Here is a 19,424-nt window from a genome sequence, read left to right as displayed (position 1 = left end):
CTACCCGCCGGAAGGGAGAACTACAACGACGTCATGTCTGAGTTGATGCGCCAGCCCCGGTGCGGGAGTCGTTCTGCCGCACCGGGACCGCTCACGCAGACTTCCGCAATCCCGATAGCGCACGTATGGCGTCAGCCAGCGAGATCGCATGATCGTGGTCCATCGCGTCGAGCCCGGACTCGAGAAGCTGACGCATCAGCATCGACTGTGTAATGCCACGATTGGTCGCCGCATCCTTGAGTCGCTGATCCAGCTCGGTCGGCATCTTCAGCGACCGCGAGACCATCACTCCCTCAGGGCCGGGAGTCGGCGGGAGTTCGATCTCTTCGTCGCTGTACTCCACCCGCGCGGCTAGGGCCGCCATATCTTCCGGGGTATTAGGCCATTCGTTGGTGTTCATCGCGTCTGCTCCCATTGCCGAAATTCCTCGAGCTGGTCCGATGTCATCTGATGGGCAGCGACTATCTGATAGTCGAAGCCCCCCAGAGGGCGAAGGGTGACGATCAGTGGACGACCACCGTCGGTGCGTGCCCAGATGGATAGGACCCGTAGGCCCGTCACCGGATCCACGCCTCGTCGAGGCCACCGCTGCTGGCCGTAAACGATTTCGAGTACCTCGTGACGCTCGATCCCGGCCATCGCCAGCACAGCGAAAGCGCCGTACCACCATTCGTAGCTCACAGCTTCGATCGTACCCTTCGGGTACCACGCGCGTGGTACCTCGCCGATCCTGGTCGGCAGACCTAAGCGTAGGAGTCGATGGAGAGAGGTTTGTGATGGCGCGGCCGACCCGGAGAAACCGGCCGCGCCACCCTTCTTCATCCGGCCAGTTCGTTGCCTCGCAGCGGAGCGGGAGCCGCTTCCAGCACCGCTGCTTCGGCATCGGTGAACAGGCGTGACCGGATGACGAATCGGACTCCCTCGGGGGCTTCGAGGGAGAAACCACCGCCGCGGCCGGGGACGACGTCGACCGTGAGGTGGGTGTGGCGCCAGTATTCGAACTGGTCGGCGCTCATCCAGAACGCCGTGTCCGGGAAGACGCGACCGAGGAGCACATCGGCCGCGCCCACCCGGAACTCGCCGAGGGGGTAACACATCGGGGAGCTGCCGTCGCAGCAGCCACCCGACTGGTGGAACATCACCGGACCGTGGTGGTCGATCAGCCGTTGCAGCATGTCGCCGGCGGCCTCGGTGATGGTGACTCGGGATACGGAACCTGCTTTCATCACGCTCCTCGCAGACTGTTCGGCTCGTCTGTCTTGCTTGTGCCCAACGCAGGACAGTGGTTGCCGGTCAGAAGAATCCGAGCTTCTGCGCCGAGTAGGAGACGAGCAGGTTCTTGGTCTGCTGGTAGTGGTCCAACATCATGGAGTGGTTCTCGCGGCCGATACCGGACTTCTTGTAGCCGCCGAAAGCCGCGTGCGCCGGATAGGCGTGGAAGCAGTTGGTCCACACCCGCCCGGCCTTGATGGCCCGGCCCATCCGATACGCGGTGTTCCCGTCGCGGCTCCAGACGCCCGCACCCAGGCCGTAGAGGGTGTCGTTGGCGATGGTGACCGCCTCGACCTCATTGTCGAAGCGGGTCACCGCTACCACCGGACCGAAGATCTCCTCCTGGAAGATCCGCATGTCATTGCGGCCCTCGAAGATGGTCGGCTCGATGTAGTACCCATTGGGGAAGCCCTCCACCTTGCGCATCTCACCGCCGCTGAGCACCTTCGCGCCCTCTTTGCGGCCGATATCGATGTAGGAGAGGATCTTTTCGTACTGGTCATTACTGGCCTGCGCGCCGATCATGGTCGAATCATCGAGCGGGTTGCCGCCCTTGATCGCCTTGGTGCGTTCGATGCAGCGGGCCATGAACTCGTCATAGATCGACGAATGGATCAGCGCCCGCGACGGACAGGTACAGACCTCGCCCTGATTGAGCGCGAACATCACGAAGCCCTCGACCGCCTTGTCCAGGAAGTCGTCATCGGCGGCCAGCACATCCGGGAAGAAGATGTTCGGGCTCTTGCCGCCCAGCTCCAGCGTGACCGGAATGATGTTCTCACTGGCGTACTGCATGATCAGGCGGCCCGTGGTGGTCTCGCCGGTGAACGCGACCTTGGCCACCCGCGGGCTCGACGCCAGCGGTTTGCCCGCCTCCACGCCGAATCCGTTGACCACGTTGACGACTCCGGGCGGCAGCAGATCGGCGATGAGCTCGATGACCAGCAGCAGCGAGGCCGGGGTCTGCTCGGCGGGTTTGATCACCACGCAGTTGCCCGCGGCCAGCGCGGGCGCCAGCTTCCAGGCGGCCATGAGGATCGGGAAGTTCCACGGAATGATCTGCCCGACAACGCCGAGCGGCTCGTGGAAGTGGTAGGCGACGGTGTCGGCGTCGATCTGGGAGATCGTGCCCTCCTGTGCGCGGATCGCCCCCGCGAAGTAGCGGAAGTGGTCGACCGTCAAAGGCAGGTCGGCGGCGAGGGTTTCACGGACCGGCTTACCGTTCTCCCACGTCTCGGCGACGGCGAGCTTCTCCAGGTTCGCCTCGATCCGGTCGGCGATCTTGTTGAGGATGTTGGCACGATCCGTCACCGAGGTGGCACCCCAGGCGTCCGCCGCCCGGTGCGCGGCCTCCAGCGCCATATCGATGTCCGCGGAACCCGAACGCGCCACCTCGCAGAACGTTTCACCGTCGATCGGCGAGGGATTGTCGAAGTATCTGCCCTCGATCGGCGCTTTCCAGTCACCCCCGATGAAGTTGTCATAGCGGCGGTCGAAGCTGACGATGCTCCCGTCGGTGCCGGGTTTTGCGTAGATCATGGCGCGGCTCCCTGATCGCATATCTGCGGTGACGGGGGTCACTATGAACCGCGAAGGTTGGCGGGAGGTTGGCGTCCGGTTGGCGAAACGTTGCTGAGTCACTGACTCCGGTTGCCGGGCGGTGACCTGCGAATTCATCTGTGGTTACGGACAATTCGGGCGAAGACTCGCTGTGCATGACACGGCATGCAAGTCTGCACGCGATGCGCCGACCAGTCAGGCATGCAGTGCCGTGTGCAACCGGGCGGTTGCCAGCGCGCGGCGGCTGTCGCCGTGGGGGAGCAGGCGCAGGGCATGCTCGTGGATCTCGATATCGTCGGGGCAGCGCTGGCCGAAGCGCAGGGCGTGCTCGGGATTGCGGTCCGCCAGCACGGCGGTGCGTAGACAGACGTCGAGATGCTCGCGCCACTGCACGATGCCCGGAACATCCGAATCCGGCAGCAGCGGACCGCGATACAACCGCACCGCCGTCGTGAGGTCGCCGCCCTCGAGCGCGGCCAGCAGTTCGACCGCGTCGCAGGCGAGGGGTTCGGTGAGCATGTAGCGGCGGTCGGCGATCTGGCCGTCGGTGGCGGCGCGCAGCCGGGAGACGTCGGCCTTGAGGGTGCTCGACGACACCGACCGGTCGCCATAGACGGCCTCGTGCAAGCGATCCGGCGTGAAGCCCTCCGGCTCCAGCGCGAGCAGTGTCAGGATCTCGAGCTGCCGCGGGCGCATCGACACCTGCTTGCCCGCCTTGTACAGGCGCGGCACGCCCAGCGATTCCAGCCGGGTGTTGCCCGCGGGGCGGGTCTGTTCGCTGTGCACTCGGGCTTCGATGGCAGTCACCAGGGCTCGGACCGTCGTGAGGATGAGTGGATGTGAGCGATCCCAATAGGTCGATAGATCCAGGACACCCAGCTGGCGGCCGTCGGCGGCGCGAATGGGCGCGCAGTAGCAGACCCAGCCGTGCAGGGCCTCCACCAGATGCTCGGCGGCCCAGACCTGTTCGGGCCGGCCGCTGTGCAGCGCGAGCGCCACGCCGCTGGTGCCCATGTACGGCTCGTCCCAGCAGCCGCCGGGCGCGAGATTGACAGTCTCGGCCCGTCGACGTACCGACCGGTCGCCACAGCTGAACAGCACGGTCCCGGTGTCATCGGTGACGACCGCGACCAGCCCCGAATCCGCCGCCAGCGCTCGCAGTTCGCCGGCCATCTCGGTGATCGGCGTGCGCAGCGGCGATTCGGCCCAGCGCGAACTGAATTCGTCCCGGTCGGTGGCGGGCGCGACGGCGCGGGCCGGATCCACGGTGCGCAGCGACCGCTCCCAGGACTCCACGACCTCGTGGCGCAGCACCACATCGGTGCTCGGCGGCGGCTGGCCGGACCCTGATGTCCAACGCGCCCACGCCTTTTCCAACTCCGCACGCTGATGCGCCGGGGCGGGCAGCTGTGTCATGGCGCAAACTCCTCGCGGTGCGTCCGGACCGGGCGATATCCCATGATGGCGCGCGGTTACGCCGCACGGGCGGCATTCGCCGCACTCCGTGCAGTAATTCATCGGGTGCGGCTTCGCAGCCTTCGCCGCGCCCGATGGGGTGCCCTCGTCCCGCCCGCCTCGGCGGCTGCCCGACTCCGGATTTCACTGGTAGACAAGATCTATGGTCCTCCCTTTCCGCTTCGGCGTGAACCTAACGGCCCCGTCCTCCCGTACCGATTGGATCGAGAAGTGCCGTCGTGCCGAGGCTCTCGGCTATGACGTCATCGGCGTGCCCGATCATCTCGGCCTGCCCGCGCCGTTTCCGGCGCTCATGTTGGCCGCCGATGTCACCGAGCGGCCGCGGTTGAACACCTTCGTGCTGAACACGCCCTTCTACAATCCGGTGCTGCTGGCCCGGGACGTGGCCGGGCTCGATCAGCTCACCGATGGGCGCGTGGAGCTGGGGCTCGGGTCCGGGTATGTGCAGGCCGAATTCGAGGCCGCCGGAATGCCGTTCCCGTCCGCGGGGCAACGGGTCGCCCATTTGGAGCAGACCGTTACCACCCTGCGGCGGCTGTTCGCCGATCCCGAATACAAACCGCGTCCGGTTCAACCCGACGGGCCGCCGCTGCTCATCGCGGGTTGGGGTGAGCGGGCGCTGCGGCTGGCCGCCGACCATGCCGACATCATCGCCTTCACCGGCGCCAGTGCCGCCGACAGCGGCAAACTGACCCTGGCCGATGCGGACGCTACCGAGAAGAAGACCGCCTACGTGCGCGAACTGCTCGGAAACCGGGCCGGCAGTGTCGAATTCAATCTCCTCGTCCAGGGCATCGCGGCGCCCGAGGAGCGCGAGGCCACCCTGGCCTACCTGACCGAGCACCTGCCGTTCGGCTTCACCGGCGCGGTCGAGGATCTGCCCGTCATCCTGCTGGGCACCGCCGCGCAGATGGCCGACGCGCTGCGCGAGCGTCGGGAACGCTTCGGGTTCAACTACATCACCGTGCTCGAACACAATATGGGCAAACTCGCCCCGCTCATCGAGCTCTTGAAGGGCGAGTGATCGTTCCGGTTTGAGGTCGCGGCGGCGAGGCATTACCTCGGCACAGAGCGGACTCGACCAGGAGGATCGAATGTCGAGCACAGCATGGGTCGTCGTGATCATCATCGCGGTGGTGGTCGTGGTGCTGCTGATTGTCATGGCGGCATTGCGGCCGCGCACACGCAGCAAGAGGCTGCGGGAGCGTTTCGGCCCCGAATACGACCGGACCGTCCAGGAGGCGCAGAACCGCAAGGTCGCCGAGCAGGAGCTGACCGAGCGCGAAAAGCGCCACGACCAACTCGAATTGCGCGAACTGTCGCCGGACGAGAAGCACCGCTACGAGGCGGCGTGGACGCACATCCAGGAGCAGTTCATCGATGATCCGAGCGGCGCGCTCGACGCCGCGGACCGGTTGGTCAACCAGGCGATGACCGATCGCGGCTATCCGCGCGACAGCTACGACCAGCAGCTGGCGGATCTTTCGGTGGAGCATGCCCGCCCGCTGGGCCGGTACCGCAGCGCGCACGACATCGCGGCCCGGGCCGAACGCGGCGCGGTCTCGACCGAGGACATGCGCACGGCCATCGTGCACTATCGCGAACTGTTCGCCGACCTACTCGACGGCGGCCACCCCGACACCGCCCAACCCCACCACTGAACGACAGTCCCCACCATCGAGGTACCGCCATGAGCAAGGAACCCAACCCGCGCAACGAAATCCAGCCCGGCCCGCCGACCCACGAGAATGAGCTCACCCGCGACGAACAGGGGTACTTCGACCCCCGGACCGGCATGGAGCAGCAACAGAGCGCCACCGACCGGCCGTACGCCGACCCCGCCGCACGGCAACACCACCCCGGGGGCGATCCGGTGTTCGGCGCCGCGGATCCAGTACCGCGACAACAGCAGCACGGCGGACAACAGCAGCACGGTGGACGGCTGTTCGCCGACGGCGAGCCCGGGCGGGCGCAGCATCCCGGAAACGGCCATACGCAAGCCGATTCCGGATCCGCGCGGCTGCGCGAACAGTGGCGCGAGGTGCAGACGCAGTTCGTCGATGATCCGAAGGACGCCGTGACGCGGGCGGACGCGCTGGTGGCCGATGCGCTGCAGCAGCTCACCGATCGCTGCTCGCGGCGGCGCGAGGAGCTCGAAAGCCGGTGGGCGCGCGGCGATGCCGCCGACACCGAGGAGATGCGCCAGGCGCTGCGCGGCTACCGCGAGCTGTTCGATCAGCTCTTGGGGACGGCGTCGGGCGCGACGAACATGTAGCTCTTCTCCTCCACGCGCTGCTGGATGCGCCATTCGCCCTGCACGCGGACGAAGGTGTCGTGGTACCAGAGTCCGCACAGCATGAGCTGGCGGGTGCCGTCGGCGTGGGTGACCATCATGGGGTTGTGGCACATGGTGCGCGCCGTGGCATGGTCACCCTCCACGCGGATGGAGGAATTGCTGATCAGATGTTGGAAGGCGGAGAAATTCGGCATGACGGCGGCGAGGAATTTCTTGGTGGATTCCAGGTCGCCGGCCGGACCGCCCATGGCGGTGTAGTCGATGTGGGCGTCGGGGGTGAAGAGTTCGTCCAGCAGCTCCCACTGGTGGGTGTCCACGGCGTGGGAATAGCGGACCATGAGGTCCTCGATTTCCAGGCGGTCCGAAATCTCCTGCAGGGACAGCATGGTGCCTCCGAGTCGTGCCGATAACTGTTCAGGGACGGTGGGCCAGCGTACGGCGAGGCGAGCGTTGATCTTGCGTTTTCCGAAAGATACGGGGATGCAATAGATCTCGTTCAGACCGGTCCTGTCATTGTCGGGCCGGAGAACGGGGCGGCAGCAGCAGCGCCGCCAGCAGCCAGCCCAGCAGGGCCGCGACAACCGGTGCGCCGGTCCACAACTCGACGACGCCGGGCAGCGCGCCGATTCGCCAGGAGGCCACGGCGAAGTACAACGCCCAGGTCAGCAGCGGGGCCAGGGCGGCGAAGACCTGATACATGGCGCGGCGGTCGCCGCTCGGGCGCAGCAGTGCCAGCAGCAGATCGACCAGGACCGCCGCGGCCACGAAGGTCCAGAGAATGGTGCTGTTGCGCAGGGACGACTCGGCTCCGGACAGGATCACGGTGGGCACCATCGCCAATAGCGCCGCGCCGAAGGGTAGTCGCCAGCGCCGAGCCAGATACAACAGCGGGATGATCAAGACCAGATTGGTGATCACCAGATCCGAGGCCTGCAGATCCACCAGCGGGAAATCGGTCGAGGAGAAGACGCCGACGATGTATCCGGAAGTCCGAACCGCGGCATTGCCGTAGCCGAGAAACAGCATGACCAGCGCCGCGGCCAGCCCGGCCGCCAGCAGTGCGGGCCACAACATCCGAAAAGGCGGTGCCGCGGGCAGATCCGGCCGTGCGAGCGCCGACCGCACCGGCGAGGTCACGATGATGAACATCGAGGCCGCCAACCCCAGATGGCTCGGGCTGAACAGGATATTGATCGTCTCCTCGATCCCGAAGACGAGGTGCCAGGTCATATCCGCGAGCCCGGAGACCGTGAAGACCATCAGCGCGATCACCGTCGCGCGATATCCCGTGGGCACCGCCGCGAATCCCCGGAGACCGGCCCGCAGATTCCGCCCCACCAGCCACAGCACCCAGACCGCGGTGGCGAGGAACCCGCCGTAGAAGGCCGCATGCCAAGGGGTGAAGAACGATTCCAGCTCGGGCACATTCGAATGCGCCCAGGCGTCGGTCATCAATCCGCCGATCAGCCAGGCCGACGTCGCGGCCGTCACCGCATCCTGTCCGGGTGTGGTCGCGGGCCCCGGCTGTCTCGGATCCCCCACGGCCGCAAGAATTCTGGAACCGAATGTCCGCGTGCTCACGAGCTCACCGTACCCAGCTCAGGCGGTGTGTTCGCCGATCCGGTAATCCTTGGCAGCAATGGTCCGTGCCACCTTCTGCGGTGCGCCGCCGATGAGTCCGCGCCACGGCAGGTAGGGCAACAGCTTCACGTTCAAGTTGCGGAACGCGATCATCGCCTTGCTGTTCGGCGCGTACCAGCCGCCCACACCCTCGGCGAACTTCTGGCAGGCGTCGACCATGGGCCGCATCTCCGCGTCGTAGCGGGCGAAGGCGACGGTGTAATCGCCCGCGGCGGCGGCCAATTCACCGGCCAGCACATACGCGCCGACGAGTGAGAGATCCGCGCCCTGCCCCGAGAGCGGCGAGGCGCAGTATCCGGCGTCGCCTACCAGGGCTACCCGGCCCTTGGACCAGCTGTCCATGCGGACCTGAGCCATCGCGTCGAAGTAGAAGTCCGGGGATTCGGGCAGCGCCGCGAGCAGTCGCGGCACCTCCCAGCCCTGTCCGGCGAAGGTCTCGCTGAGGATGCGGCGCTGAGCGTCGGTGTCGCGGTAGTCGTAGTCGAGCGGATCGGAGGCCCACGCGAAGATGGCCTTGGCCTCGGTGTTGTCGCGGGCGCTGTAGCTGCCGGCGATCTTGCCCGGGGTGTTGTAGTCCAGCTCCCAGTGGTCGAGGTCCAGCAGGTTCGGGGTCGTGAAAATCGAGATGTAGTAACCCATGTGGTGGACGAAGTCCGCTTCGGGCCCGAAAACCAGCTTCCGCGTGTGGGAGTGGACGCCGTCCGCGCCGATCACGAGATCGAAGGTGCGGGCGGGGGAGTGCTCGAAGGTGACGTGGACGCCGTGCTCGTCCTCGCGCAGGTCCGCGATGGAGTCGCCGAACAGGTACTCGACGTCTTCGCGGGTGGCCTCGTAGAGCACCTCGGCCAAGTCGCCGCGCTGAATCTCGGTGTCGCCGTTGGCCCCGACGCCATTGAACTCCTCGCTGGAGATGGTGGCGCGGGCCTTGCCGTTCGCGTCGACGTAGGAGGTGCCGCGCTTGCCGGTGCTACGGGCGTGCACCGCGTCGAGTAGGCCCATGCGCCGCACCACCTCGGTGGCCGTGCCGAGCACGTCGATGGCCTGGCCGCCGGGCCGCAGGGTGGGGGACTTCTCGACGATCGTCGGGTTGAAGCCATAGCGCTTCAGCCAGAAGGCGAGGGCGGGACCCGCGATGCTCGCGCCGGAGATCAGGACGTTCTTGGAGCTCATCTGCTGCATGTCCCAAACCATAGAACCGTGTTGGGCAAATGCGCAAGACATTTGTCTTAGGCGAATGCGCTAGAGTGTGAGCCATGGGAAATCGAGAGGATCTGCTCGCCGGCGCCCGAGAGTGCCTGTTCGACAAGGGCTATGCCCGCACCACCGTGCGCGATATCGCCACCGCGTCCGGGGTGAGCATGGCGGCCATCGGCTATCACTTCGGGTCCAAGGAGGCGCTGCTCACCGCCGCCCTCGCCGAGGCCACCCGGGAGTGGGGCGATGAACTCGGCAGTGCGCTGGGCGATGCCGCGGACGCGGATCCGGATCCATTGCGGCGCTTCGCCTCCCACTGGGACGCGGTGCGCGAGTCGGTCACCACCCACCGCGGGCTCTGGGCGGCCACCTTCGACGCGCTCTCGCATCCGGAGACGCGCGCACAGCTCGCCGCGACCACCGACGAATCCCGCACGGGGCTGGCCCGGTTGTTCGCCGGGACCGAGGACGAGGATGCGGGCCGGACGGTCGGCGCGCTCTACCAGGCGCTGCTCATCGGTGTTGCGGCGCAATCGCTGATCGATCCCGACACCGCGCCCACCGGTGCCGATCTCGCGGAGGGACTGCGGCGGATCACCGCCTCGACTCCGGCTCGAGGAGCGACTCCGGCTTAAGGTTGGGGTCGTGCCCAGCATCGTCTTGGATCGGGTGAGCCTCGGACACGGGTCCGCCTCGATATTGAGCGAGGTCGACGCGACCTTCGCCGCGGGGCGGTGCACGGCCGTGGTGGGTCCGAGCGGGGCGGGCAAGACGACCTTGCTGCGACTGCTGAATCGGTTCGGGGAGCCGGACTCCGGGCGAGTGCTGCTGGATGACACGCCGCTGGTCGAGTTGGATGTGCTGGAGTTGCGGCGGCGGGTGGGGCTGGTGCCGCAACGGCCGGTACTGCTCACCGACACGGTGGGCGAGGACGTCCGGGTCGGGCGCGACCTGAGCGCGGATCGGGTCGAGGAATTGCTCGCGGCGGTCGGATTGCCAGGCGGGTTCGCGGCACGGCGGTGCGCCGAGTTGTCCGGCGGTGAGGCGCAACGGGTTTGCCTGGCGCGGGCGCTGGCCGTGCAGCCCGAGGTACTGCTGCTCGACGAGCCGACCTCCGCACTGGACGGGGCCTCGGCACTCGCGATCGCGGAGCTGATTCGCGCGCATGTGGGATCGGGCGGCAGTGTGGTGCTGGTCAGCCATGACCCCGGATTCGTGGCCGAGGTATCCGATGAGGTGTGGACGCTGACCGACGGCAGGCTGACACGCGGCGCGGAAGCGGGGAACCAGTCATGACCGAGGGCCTTTCGGTGCCGGACTGGACCGGTGTCGGCGCATCGCTGCTGCTGGTCGCCCTGGCGGCGGCGATCGCCTATCGGCAGCGGCTGAATCTGACGCGGGAGTTGCTGATCGCGGCCGCGCGGGCCGGGGTGCAGCTCATCGCCGTCGGCGCGATCCTGCTGATCCTGTTCCGCCACACCGGGTTACCCGGCGCGCTGGGCTGGGTGGTCCTCATGATCGTCATCGCCGGACAGGTGGCGGGACGACGGGGTTCGGGACTGCCGCACGCGGTCCGTTCGGCGACCATCGGCGTGGCGTTCGGCTCGTCGATCACCCTGGGGTCACTGATCGTGCTGGGCATCATCTCCACGCAGGCACGCGTGGTCGTACCGGTGGGCGGCATGATCGTGTCCTCCGCCATGCAGGCGACCGGAATCGCCTTGCGACGCTTGGTCGAGGATGCCCGGCGCGCCCGCGACGCCGTGGAAGCGCGGCTGGCGCTGGGGCTTTCGGCGCATCGGGCATTCCTGCCGAACCAGCGCTCGGCGCTGCGGACCGCGCTCATTCCGGCCATCGATTCGACCAAGGTGGTCGGCCTGATCAGTCTGCCGGGTGCGATGACGGGTTTGATTCTGGCGGGCGTGGATCCGCTCACGGCCATCCGCTATCAGATCGTGGTGATGTACATGCTGCTCGCCGCGACCACCCTGGCGGCGCTGGCCGCGACCCGCGTGGCCGAACGGACCCTCTTCGATGACGCGCAACGGCTTGTGGCACTGGCTGATTGATCCCCCGGGTGCCAGCGGGCTGACAGTGTGTGCCGGTTCGAGATTACCCCTGTGTCGTTGCTCGATTGCCGCCCGCCCAGCCCGCAGAATCCTAATGAGTGGGATTTCAGATGCGAGTGCAAGCGTCCGAAATGCCGTTATCGTTACGATGTCTCGATAAAATGGTTGGGGGATAGGTAGTTTCGTATGGAAGCACTCGAATTCTTCATGCCGTTCGACGCCGCCGGAGTCAACCCGGCGGAATCCCAAGCCGAAGCCGGCATGTGGTCCTGGCTGGAGGCCTACGATCTGGTGCCCACCGAGCTCACCCGCCGCCGGATGCAGCGTACCCGACCGGCCCGCATGTACGCGCTGTGGTGCCCGCGCGCCGAGGTCGAGGAGCTCACATTGTTGAGCCAGTACACCGCCTGGGCTTTCATTGTGGATGACCAGTTCGATATCGAGATACCCGATCCCCGGCGGTGTTTGGACGCGATTACCGCCATTGAATCCGTACTGGACGGTACCGCAACACCTTCCGGGGTGCTGTCGGTGGCGTTCGCCGACCTTTGGGAGCGGCTGTGCCACGGCCGTTCGACGACGTGGCGCGAAAGTGTGCGCGGTGAGATCCGCGCGTGGCTGTGGACCTACTACGCGGAGAGCGTGGGACGGCTCTCGGGCAATCTGCCCGATCTCGAGACCTACCGCGCGCATCGACGAGACGGGGTGGCGCTGTTCGTATTTCTGGATATCAGTGAGCGGGCCGAGGGCGTCGATCTGACCGCGGCGGCCCGGCATCTGCCCGCTATGCGCGGTCTGCGCGAGGCGGCCGTCGAGCATATGGGTCTGTTCAACGATGTGCTCTCCGTCGCCTCGGACGAGGCCTCCGGCTATCTGTACAATTCGGTGCTGTTGGCTCAGTATCACTACGGGCACAGTCGAGTTCAGGCTCAGCAACTGGTCAATGAGATGCTTTCCGACTGTGTGCAGCGCATGCTCGATGCGGTCGAGCGGCTGCCGACCGAGTTGCGCGATGCCGGCATCACCGGCGGCGAGCGCGCGGACACCCTGGCCATGGCCCGGAATTACACCGTCTACGTGCGCGCCAACCACGATTACCACTATCAGGCGGCCCGCTACATGAGCGCACCAGCGGAAGCGCTCGAACACGGTCTGCCGTTGACCTGACTACGAGACCCGCCGCCGTTGCCGAACTGGAATCCGCAGGCAACCCCCAGGTTTCGGGTTGTGATGGGACTATGAGCTTCTTCTAAGCATGGCTGCCCAGCTGCCTTCCGGGTGGCTGCGGTATCCGTGTCCGAGAGAGCGGGGCCGATTATGCGAGCGTCGAAACCGATCAAATTCACCATGGGACAGCACCTCGAGGGCAAGCGCCGGTGGGGATTGTCCCGCCCGGCCGCGACCGCCCTCGCCGGTCATGACGAAATCCGTGTGCGCGCCGCCGAATCCCTATCCCGCCCGCTCGACGGGCCGACCGAACGAAGAGCCCGGAGACGTTTGACCGAGGCCCGGGTCGCGATCGATCCGGTGCTGCGGTCCGCGGTCGGTTCCCTGGCCGAGCCGCTGGACCGGATGGCCGGGTACCACTTCGGATGGTGTGATCCCGACGGTGTCGATGTGCAAGGCGTGCAGGGCAAGGCATTGCGGCCCGCGCTGACCTTCGCCGCGGCCCGGGCTTGCGGGGGCGGTATCGAGGAGGCGGTGTATGCCGCCGCGGCCGTCGAACTGCTGCACAACTTCTCGCTCGTGCACGACGATGTCATGGATACCGATCCGTTCCGCCACGGTCGGCCGACGGTCTGGCGGATCTGGGGCGAAACCAGCGCGACTCTGCTCGGCGATGCGCTGCAGGCGCTCGCGCTCGGAGTGATGTGCGATGGCGCCCCCGAAACGGTGACCTCCGAAGCGGTCATCCGGCTCTCCCGTGCCACGGTCACGCTCTGCCGCGGGCAGTACGAGGACTGCTCGTTCGAGACCCGGCCGACCGTGACCGTCGACGAATACCTGACCATGGCCGCCGGAAAGACCGGCGCCCTGCTGGGTTGCGCCTGCGCCCTGGGCGCCCTGTGCGCTGGAGCCGATCATCAGGTCGTGTCCGCCATGCACACCTTCGGCACCGAACTAGGTCTGGTCTTCCAGCTGGTCGATGACTTCATCGACATCTGGGGCGATCCGGCGATCACCGGAAAACCGGCCCACAGCGACCTGATTCACCGCAAGCAGTCCTTCCCGGTGGTCTGCGCGCTCGAATCCGAGACGGCCGCGGGGCGCGATCTCGCCCGGCTCTATCACTCCCGCCATCCCATGACGCCGTCCCGGGCGGCCCGTGCGGCGGACATGATCGAACAGGCCGGGGGCCGACAGCGAACGCTGCGTCGTGCCTCGACCGCCTTGGACGCGGCGTTCGCGGCACTGCCGGACGATTACGCCTCCGCGGATCTGACGGCTTTGGCGCAGCTCGTCGCCTATCGCGATCACTGAGAGGACCTAAAAGCAAAGTACCTGTAACCGGCGGTTACAGGTACTTTGGCTTTTCGGAAATATCCTGGTGAGGTAGCCAGACTCTATCAAAGCCTCCTGATGCGTGCCATCCAGGCGGGAACATCCACGAGATCCGGGGGAGTGGCGCCTCGGACCGGTGGTTGACCGCCGACCAGAGCGGTCTCACGGCCTCGGTACCGAGTGGCGTCGAGGCGCTCCAATTCCCAACCACCGCCGAAGGATTCGCGGATCACCGTGTCGCTGATGCGAGGACCGAAGCCGGGTTCGACATCGGAGAGGGCCAGGAGGTGGAGCACGCCGCCGGGCTTGCAGACCGCGTGCAGGCTGCGGACGTAGGCGGCTCGGGCCTCGGGTTCGGTGCCGAACACGTGGAAGAGGGCGCTGTCGACGACGGTGTCGTAGGCGGCCACGAAGTCCGGGTTGTCGGCGAGGGTCAGGGCGTCCTCGACCTGGAGGCGAACGTCCGGAACGCCGTGAGCTTCGGCATTGGCCCTGGCATATTCGATGGCGCTGGGGGAGAAGTCGATGCCGAGGATGTCGTAGCCGAGACTGGTCAGCAGGATGGTGTGTTCGCCTGCGCCACAGCCCGGTTCCAGGACGCGTCCCTGGATCTCGCCCGCGCGTTCGAGTGCCACGATCGCGGGCTGGGGTTCGCCGATCACCCAGGGCGCGGTGTCTTCGTCGTAGACGGTGTTCCAGAATTCTGCCGGTCTTGTCATGATTCCACCGTGCAACCTCGAGCCCACTCGAGGTCAATCCCTCGATAGGTGTCAACCCCGGCAGGCGCAGCATTGACAATGTGGGCATGCCCAAGCCTTGTCTGCTGTTGCAGCTGCGACCCGAGCAAGCGGCCTCCGATCAGGAGTATGAAGCCATCCTCGACGCGGGCGGGCTCGCGGCCGCGGACGTGGAGCGCGTCGAGATGAATCATGGGATGCCGGATGTGGAACTCGACGATTACTGGGGAGTCATCGTCGGCGGCGGACCCAGCAACCTCAGCTATCCCGAATCCAAGAAGTACGACTATCAGAAGGTGTTCGAGCCGAAGCTGAAGAAGCTGCTGCTCGAGGTCGTGCGGCGGGACTTTCCGTACCTTGGCGCGTGCTACGGGCTGAGCATGCTTTCCGATGCGTTGGGTGGGCGGGTCAGTACCGAGCGTTACGCCGAGACCGCTGGCGCGACGACGATCGAGCTCACCGAGAATGCCGTGAAAGATCCTCTGCTGCATGGCCTTCCGGAAACGTTCCGAGCGTTCGTGGGGCACAAGGAGTCCTGTCAGGATGTGCCACCGGGGGCTGTTCTGCTGGCCCGGTCCGAAGGTTGTCCGGTTCAAGGGATCCGGGTTGGGGAGAACGTGTACGGGACCCAGTTCCACCCGGAGCTCGATGGCCACGGGCTGGCTCTGCGTATCGAAATCTACAGGCACGAAGGGTATTTCGATCCCAGTGAGGCCGATTCACTGACCGAGCTCGGGCATCGGGAGCACATCACTGTGCCGCAGGAGATCCTGCGTCGCTTCGTCACTCGGTACCAGAGTTAGAAAGAACAAGAGACAAAAGAAGAAAAGGAACAAAGACAAAAGACGCCTGGAGAAGGGAGAGGAGGTGGCTGGGTTCGCGGCCTCGGCTGCGGTACCAGCCACCTCACGGCTCGGCCGCGCAGCGGCCCGGCGCGGGAGAAGAAAAGAAACCCTGTGGAGTTGTCAAAGGCCTTGTTCTGTTGTCTCGAGAAGGTGATCCGTGCAGTCCGTGGGCCGGGATCGGCGGGTGCGGCTCCCGGCTCGGCGTCAGCCCAAGTGCGGTAGGGCAGGCGAAGCAACCACACTTCCCCGTCCCTGCGCACACCAGACGTAGACGGGCAGCCGGGCCTCACGCAGCCGTTGAACCCCACTCCCGGCAACTGGCTTCCACCGCAGAGGCGACCCGCTGCCCGGCGTGATGCTTCTCGTTAACTCGAGCAATACCACTGGGGTCCAACGCCTTCGGAGCGATCCAGCCGACCCGCCCGCGATGCGGGGAATCCTTGCCCAACATCTTCGTCTTCCAGCCGTTCACGCTGTCGTTCACGAGTGCGTGGTGGTGATCGCAGACCAGGGCCAGGTTGTCCAGATCCGTCGGGCCACCCTTCACCCAATCGGTCACATGATGCGCGGCACACATATCCGCCGGAGCATCACAGCCCGGGAAGGTGCAGCCCCGATCACGCGCGAGCAATCCCCACCGCTGCCCCGAGGAGGCGATGCGCTGCCCGTAGGCGAGGTAGAGCGGAATCCCCTTGTCGTCGTTCACGATCAGCACCGGACGGGTACCGCCCGCCATCTTGAGGGCTTCGTTGATCGACATCTGGACGCCGGAGGCGGTCGTCGCAAGACCCGAACCCCGCTCCAAATCCGCCAGGTTCATCTGCAGGGTCACCTGCACCGGCATACCGCGATGCGAGCCGAGCTTGCGCAAATCCAAATCGGGCTGCAACAAGGCGATGAACGCGTCGTGCACCCGCTGCCCGGCATCACGACGATCGCGGCGCGCGGCCGCCTCCAACACCGTGGAGTCGATGAGGGCGTCGGAGACCTGCGGGCTGTCGGCGTCCTCGTGGTTGCACATCCCGGGCGCGCGTACTTGGCCAGGAACGCATCCAACAGAGCGCGCAGCTGCGGAGTGAGCCAGCCCTCGATCCACGACATTCCATCGATCCCGGGACGGCCGACCTTGATCCCGCGACGGCGGTGACGGTCCGCGTCGCTGACCACCGTGCCTTCCGGATCCAGACGGGCCAGGATTTCGCGGCCCATGCGCGGCAGGTCATCGGGCCAGCCCTCGCAGCAGTAGTTCACCAGAATCTGCTCGGTCTCGGCACGGGTTTCCACCGGCACATCAGCGGGCAGATGATTCATCACCTCGACGATGTTGCGGACATGATCCCGCGAGATGTCGCCCGCCTCATACGCTTCGGCGGTGACCTCCAGCACCGGGGGTGCGAGTTGCCCGTCGGCCTGGTGGAATTCCCCCACCTGCGATGCGATCTTGATGCGGGTCGACGCGTCGTGACGGGTCAAATGCAGGGTGTGACGCAGGAACGCCACCGGCGAACCCGCACCGCTGGATTCGGGCAGGCCACGATCAGTGGCCTCGATGATCAGCTTCGACCCCAGCGCCGAGAGCTGGCGCTGGCAGGTTTCCACGCGCTGCATCACCGCCACCACGTCGTCGCCGGACAGTGAGGTCAGGTCGCCGTACTGCACGCGGTCGGTGCAGTTGCGTACCGCGGCTTCCAGTTCGGTCAGTCCGCAGTCCTCGAGTATCTCCCCTTTCGAACCCATGTGCTAATTCTACGCCTCAAACGATCACCAAGGAAGCCGAATTCCATTGTGATACAACGTCTTTCAGACTTGATCATGGGTCAGATAAGCCGGGCGGAAAGGGTTGTCGCGGCGGCTGTTACGGCCGCACCGAAGGTCGGTTCGGAGTCCGAAGTAAGCCGGGCAATGGGGAGGTTGACACTGAGGCTCGCGATCGGGTGTCCATCGGAAGTGAGGACCGCTGCGGCTACGGCGCCTACGTCCGAGCGCCATTCGCCGCGGTTGACCGCAAAGCCTTGGGCTCGAATGCGATTCAGCTCGGCGCGGAGTTCTTCAGGGTCGGTGATGGTGGTGTCGGTGTAGCGGGGAAGGTCGTCGCGGAGCAGCGGCCGGAGGGCTTCGGCAGGCGAGAAGGCCAGGACCGCTTTGCCGTTGGCGGAGGCGTGCATAGGGAGGGCGTGCCCCAGGGCCATGGAGGTGCGGACCGGTTTGTCGGTCTCCAGGCGTTCGATGAGGACCATCTTGCCGTTTTCCGGGATCGTCAAGTGGACGGTCTCGCCGGTGTGGCGACGCAGATCCTCCAGGATCGGGAGGGCGGTGCCGCGCAGGCCCCGGTCGCCGCCCGCACTGCCGCCCACCGCAAGCGCTTTCGTCGTGATGACCCAGCGGGTGACCTCCCCGGCCGCCGGGCGGATCCAGCCGGCGGTGTCGAGGGTGACGAGGGCGCGCTGCACCGTGCTCTTGGGCAGGTCGAGGACTCGGGCCAGCTCGCCCACTCCGATGGGCTGACGCGCGGCTACTTCCTCGAGAACTCGCAAGGTGTTCAAGACATTTCGCAAGGTATTGACTCCTTCATCACGCATCCCTACCCTTGCTGCACCTTTTCACGGCACAGTGTGCCATATCACGGCACAGGACGGAAGTTCCCGCTATGACAGCCCATAGTGGACGCCATTTCCTGCAAATTCCCGGCCCCACCAATGTCCCCGATCGGATACTGCGGGCCATCGCACAACCGACCATTGATCATCGCGGGCCTGAATTCGCCGATCTCGCAAAAGATTTGCTGCAGCGACTACGGCCGGTGTTCGGAACCACCGGGCCGGTGATCATTTATCCGTCCTCCGGCACCGCCGCTTGGGAAGCGGCGCTGGTGAATACGTTGTCGCCCGGCGATCGCGTACTCGGCTTCGAGACCGGCCATTTCGCCACCCTGTGGCGGGAGATGGCCGAACGACTGGGACTCGAGGTGGAATTCGTGCAGGGGGATTGGCGGCACGGTGCGGATCCGGCCGCCGTCGCCGAGATCCTGTCCGCCGATACCGCGCACCGCATTTCGGCGGTCATGGTGGTGCACAACGAGACCTCGACCGGCGTCACCAGTCGGATTCCGGAGATCCGCGCGGCCATCGACGAGGCCGACCATCCCGCCCTGCTGCTGGTCGACACGATTTCCTCCCTCGGCTCCATCGAATACCGGCACGAGGCCTGGGGTGTCGACGTGACCGTCGGCTGCTCGCAGAAGGGGCTGATGCTGCCGCCGGGCCTCGGCTTCAATGCCGTCAGTGAGAAGGCGCTCGCCGCCTCCCGCACGGCGAAACTGCCGCGCTCCTACTTCGAGTGGTCGGCCATCCTCGATGCCAACGAGCAGGGCTTCTACCCCTATACCCCGGCCACGAACCTGCTCTACGGCCTGCGTGAAGCCTGCCTGATGCTCGAAGAGGAAGGCCTGGCCAACGTTTTCGCGCGTCACGATCGCCATGCCGCCGCCACCCGGGCCGCCGTGCGCGGCTGGGGACTGGAGGTGCTGTGCGCCGATGAGCGCGAATACTCCAGTTCCCTGACCGCCGTCCTGGTCGGCGGTGCGCACGATGCCGACAAGGTGCGGCGAATCATCCTGGACCGCTTCGACATGTCGCTGGGTACCGGGCTCGGCAAGCTGGCGGGTCGGGTGTTCCGGATCGGACATCTGGGCGATCTCAATGATCTCACGCTGGCCGGAACCCTGGCCGGGGTGCAGATGGGCCTGGAATTGGCTGGCGTCAGCGTCGATCCGGGTGGTCTGCAGGACGCCCTCGAGGTGCTACGCGGGGAGTGAATTCCCGTTCGCACCAAT

General features: G+C 66.2%; 21 protein-coding genes and 1 pseudogene. 10 read left to right on the top strand and 12 right to left on the bottom strand.

The genetic code is table 11. The annotated features are described in order from the left end of the window. Positions 1-91 precede the first annotated feature (91 nt). From ACAM49_RS06390 to ACAM49_RS06370, 5 genes are all read right to left on the bottom strand, one after another. Positions 92-400: a hypothetical protein gene (locus ACAM49_RS06390; protein ID WP_369634508.1), complete on the bottom strand. Its 309-nt coding sequence runs from the start codon at positions 398-400 to the stop codon at positions 92-94. Beyond that, positions 397-681 (bottom strand): hypothetical protein, encoded by a 285-nt coding sequence (locus tag ACAM49_RS06385; protein WP_369634507.1) that lies wholly within the window; start codon positions 679-681, stop codon positions 397-399. The genes ACAM49_RS06390 and ACAM49_RS06385 overlap by 4 nt, the downstream gene beginning before the upstream one ends. Before the next feature lie 137 nt (positions 682-818). Continuing rightward, positions 819-1,226 (bottom strand): DUF779 domain-containing protein, encoded by a 408-nt coding sequence (locus ACAM49_RS06380; protein ID WP_369634506.1) that lies wholly within the window; start codon positions 1,224-1,226, stop codon positions 819-821. Between the two features lie 67 nt (positions 1,227-1,293). Beyond that, positions 1,294-2,811: an aldehyde dehydrogenase family protein gene (locus ACAM49_RS06375; RefSeq protein ID WP_369634505.1), complete on the bottom strand. Its 1,518-nt coding sequence runs from the start codon at positions 2,809-2,811 to the stop codon at positions 1,294-1,296. 216 nt (positions 2,812-3,027) lie between these two features. Continuing rightward, entirely contained in the window at positions 3,028-4,248 is a 1,221-nt protein-coding gene (locus ACAM49_RS06370) for a transcriptional regulator (RefSeq protein ID WP_369634504.1), read from the bottom strand. 202 nt (positions 4,249-4,450) lie between these two features. Between ACAM49_RS06370 and ACAM49_RS06365 the strand changes: the two genes are divergently transcribed. The 3 genes from ACAM49_RS06365 to ACAM49_RS06355 all read left to right on the top strand — a co-directional run bounded on the left by ACAM49_RS06365 (position 4,451) and on the right by ACAM49_RS06355 (position 6,583). After that, entirely contained in the window at positions 4,451-5,332 is an 882-nt protein-coding gene (locus ACAM49_RS06365) for an LLM class F420-dependent oxidoreductase (RefSeq protein WP_369634503.1), read from the top strand. Positions 5,333-5,402: 70 nt separating this feature from the next. After that, positions 5,403-5,969 (top strand): hypothetical protein, encoded by a 567-nt coding sequence (locus ACAM49_RS06360; protein ID WP_369634502.1) that lies wholly within the window; start codon positions 5,403-5,405, stop codon positions 5,967-5,969. A 29-nt stretch (positions 5,970-5,998) separates the two neighbouring features. After that, positions 5,999-6,583: a hypothetical protein gene (locus ACAM49_RS06355; protein WP_369634501.1), complete on the top strand. Its 585-nt coding sequence runs from the start codon at positions 5,999-6,001 to the stop codon at positions 6,581-6,583. Here ACAM49_RS06355 and ACAM49_RS06350 read toward each other — a convergent pair. The 3 genes from ACAM49_RS06350 to ACAM49_RS06340 form a co-directional block, all read right to left on the bottom strand. Further along, entirely contained in the window at positions 6,544-6,990 is a 447-nt protein-coding gene (locus tag ACAM49_RS06350; protein WP_369634500.1) for a nuclear transport factor 2 family protein, read from the bottom strand. The genes ACAM49_RS06355 and ACAM49_RS06350 overlap by 40 nt on opposite strands. A gap of 124 nt (positions 6,991-7,114) precedes the next feature. Next, positions 7,115-8,185 carry a hypothetical protein gene (locus ACAM49_RS06345; RefSeq protein ID WP_369634499.1) on the bottom strand — a complete coding sequence of 357 codons (1,071 nt, stop codon included), beginning with the start codon at positions 8,183-8,185 and terminating at the stop codon, positions 7,115-7,117. An 18-nt stretch (positions 8,186-8,203) separates the two neighbouring features. Continuing rightward, entirely contained in the window at positions 8,204-9,424 is a 1,221-nt protein-coding gene (locus ACAM49_RS06340; RefSeq protein ID WP_369634498.1) for an FAD-dependent monooxygenase, read from the bottom strand. A gap of 74 nt (positions 9,425-9,498) precedes the next feature. Here ACAM49_RS06340 and ACAM49_RS06335 point away from each other — a divergent pair, with 74 nt between their 5' ends. The 5 genes from ACAM49_RS06335 (at position 9,499) to ACAM49_RS06315 (ending at position 13,989) form a co-directional block, all read left to right on the top strand. Continuing rightward, positions 9,499-10,074: a TetR/AcrR family transcriptional regulator gene (locus ACAM49_RS06335; protein ID WP_369634497.1), complete on the top strand. Its 576-nt coding sequence runs from the start codon at positions 9,499-9,501 to the stop codon at positions 10,072-10,074. A 10-nt stretch (positions 10,075-10,084) separates the two neighbouring features. After that, positions 10,085-10,735 (top strand): ATP-binding cassette domain-containing protein, encoded by a 651-nt coding sequence (locus ACAM49_RS06330; RefSeq protein ID WP_369634496.1) that lies wholly within the window; start codon positions 10,085-10,087, stop codon positions 10,733-10,735. After that, on the top strand, positions 10,732-11,508 hold the full coding sequence (fetB, locus tag ACAM49_RS06325; protein WP_369634495.1) for an iron export ABC transporter permease subunit FetB: 777 nt from the start codon (positions 10,732-10,734) through the stop codon (positions 11,506-11,508). Before ACAM49_RS06330 ends, fetB begins: the two co-directional genes overlap by 4 nt. Positions 11,509-11,694: 186 nt before the next feature. Continuing rightward, a complete protein-coding gene (locus tag ACAM49_RS06320; protein WP_369634494.1) occupies positions 11,695-12,675 on the top strand; it encodes a terpene synthase family protein in 981 nt (326 codons plus the stop codon). A gap of 180 nt (positions 12,676-12,855) precedes the next feature. Then, the gene (locus ACAM49_RS06315) at positions 12,856-13,989 is read left to right on the top strand and encodes a polyprenyl synthetase family protein (protein ID WP_369634493.1); all 1,134 of its coding nucleotides are present in this window, start codon (positions 12,856-12,858) and stop codon (positions 13,987-13,989) included. Positions 13,990-14,075: 86 nt separating this feature from the next. On the opposite strand, the gene ACAM49_RS06310 is transcribed toward ACAM49_RS06315, so the two are convergent. Next, positions 14,076-14,729: a class I SAM-dependent methyltransferase gene (locus ACAM49_RS06310; RefSeq protein ID WP_369634492.1), complete on the bottom strand. Its 654-nt coding sequence runs from the start codon at positions 14,727-14,729 to the stop codon at positions 14,076-14,078. Between the two features lie 86 nt (positions 14,730-14,815). On the opposite strand from ACAM49_RS06310, the gene ACAM49_RS06305 reads away from it, so the two are divergent. Beyond that, the gene (locus tag ACAM49_RS06305; RefSeq protein ID WP_369634519.1) at positions 14,816-15,550 is read left to right on the top strand and encodes a glutamine amidotransferase; all 735 of its coding nucleotides are present in this window, start codon (positions 14,816-14,818) and stop codon (positions 15,548-15,550) included. Between the two features lie 328 nt (positions 15,551-15,878). On the opposite strand, the gene ACAM49_RS06300 is transcribed toward ACAM49_RS06305, so the two are convergent. The 3 genes and pseudogenes from ACAM49_RS06300 to ACAM49_RS06290 form a co-directional block, all read right to left on the bottom strand. Then, complete coding sequence (locus tag ACAM49_RS06300) at positions 15,879-16,613, bottom strand: DUF222 domain-containing protein (RefSeq protein ID WP_369634491.1); 735 nt, start codon at positions 16,611-16,613, stop codon at positions 15,879-15,881. A 56-nt stretch (positions 16,614-16,669) separates the two neighbouring features. Further along, a pseudogene (locus tag ACAM49_RS06295) lies at positions 16,670-17,200 on the bottom strand (DUF222 domain-containing protein); the annotation flags it as partial. A gap of 209 nt (positions 17,201-17,409) precedes the next feature. Continuing rightward, complete coding sequence (locus ACAM49_RS06290; RefSeq protein WP_369634490.1) at positions 17,410-18,147, bottom strand: IclR family transcriptional regulator; 738 nt, start codon at positions 18,145-18,147, stop codon at positions 17,410-17,412. 92 nt (positions 18,148-18,239) lie between these two features. On the opposite strand from ACAM49_RS06290, the gene ACAM49_RS06285 reads away from it, so the two are divergent. Beyond that, on the top strand, positions 18,240-19,406 hold the full coding sequence (locus tag ACAM49_RS06285) for an alanine--glyoxylate aminotransferase family protein (RefSeq protein WP_369634489.1): 1,167 nt from the start codon (positions 18,240-18,242) through the stop codon (positions 19,404-19,406). The last annotated feature ends 18 nt before the right edge of the window (positions 19,407-19,424 follow it).

It is taken from the genome of Nocardia sp. JMUB6875 (assembly GCF_041154655.1).
Classification (GTDB): domain Bacteria; phylum Actinomycetota; class Actinomycetes; order Mycobacteriales; family Mycobacteriaceae; genus Nocardia.
This window is presented reverse-complemented; position numbering and strand designations above follow the sequence as displayed.

Excerpts from the sequence above, each read along its gene's own strand:
- ACAM49_RS06360 (WP_369634502.1), top strand. The coding sequence starts at position 5,403 with ATGTCGAGCACAGCATGGGTCGTCGTGATCATCATCGCGGTGGTGGTC.
- ACAM49_RS06285 (WP_369634489.1), top strand. The coding sequence starts at position 18,240 with ATGACAGCCCATAGTGGACGCCATTTCCTGCAAATTCCCGGCCCCACC.
- ACAM49_RS06310 (WP_369634492.1), bottom strand. The coding sequence starts at position 14,729 with ATGACAAGACCGGCAGAATTCTGGAACACCGTCTACGACGAAGACACC.
- ACAM49_RS06365 (WP_369634503.1), top strand. The coding sequence starts at position 4,451 with ATGGTCCTCCCTTTCCGCTTCGGCGTGAACCTAACGGCCCCGTCCTCC.
- ACAM49_RS06350 (WP_369634500.1), bottom strand. The coding sequence starts at position 6,990 with ATGCTGTCCCTGCAGGAGATTTCGGACCGCCTGGAAATCGAGGACCTC.
- ACAM49_RS06390 (WP_369634508.1), bottom strand. The coding sequence starts at position 400 with ATGAACACCAACGAATGGCCTAATACCCCGGAAGATATGGCGGCCCTA.
- ACAM49_RS06300 (WP_369634491.1), bottom strand. The coding sequence starts at position 16,613 with ATGTGCAACCACGAGGACGCCGACAGCCCGCAGGTCTCCGACGCCCTC.
- ACAM49_RS06320 (WP_369634494.1), top strand. The coding sequence starts at position 11,695 with ATGGAAGCACTCGAATTCTTCATGCCGTTCGACGCCGCCGGAGTCAAC.
- ACAM49_RS06375 (WP_369634505.1), bottom strand. The coding sequence starts at position 2,811 with ATGATCTACGCAAAACCCGGCACCGACGGGAGCATCGTCAGCTTCGAC.
- ACAM49_RS06380 (WP_369634506.1), bottom strand. The coding sequence starts at position 1,226 with ATGAAAGCAGGTTCCGTATCCCGAGTCACCATCACCGAGGCCGCCGGC.
- ACAM49_RS06305 (WP_369634519.1), top strand. The coding sequence starts at position 14,816 with ATGCCCAAGCCTTGTCTGCTGTTGCAGCTGCGACCCGAGCAAGCGGCC.
- ACAM49_RS06335 (WP_369634497.1), top strand. The coding sequence starts at position 9,499 with ATGGGAAATCGAGAGGATCTGCTCGCCGGCGCCCGAGAGTGCCTGTTC.
- ACAM49_RS06355 (WP_369634501.1), top strand. The coding sequence starts at position 5,999 with ATGAGCAAGGAACCCAACCCGCGCAACGAAATCCAGCCCGGCCCGCCG.
- ACAM49_RS06315 (WP_369634493.1), top strand. The coding sequence starts at position 12,856 with ATGGGACAGCACCTCGAGGGCAAGCGCCGGTGGGGATTGTCCCGCCCG.
- ACAM49_RS06340 (WP_369634498.1), bottom strand. The coding sequence starts at position 9,424 with ATGCAGCAGATGAGCTCCAAGAACGTCCTGATCTCCGGCGCGAGCATC.
- ACAM49_RS06370 (WP_369634504.1), bottom strand. The coding sequence starts at position 4,248 with ATGACACAGCTGCCCGCCCCGGCGCATCAGCGTGCGGAGTTGGAAAAG.
- fetB (WP_369634495.1), top strand. The coding sequence starts at position 10,732 with ATGACCGAGGGCCTTTCGGTGCCGGACTGGACCGGTGTCGGCGCATCG.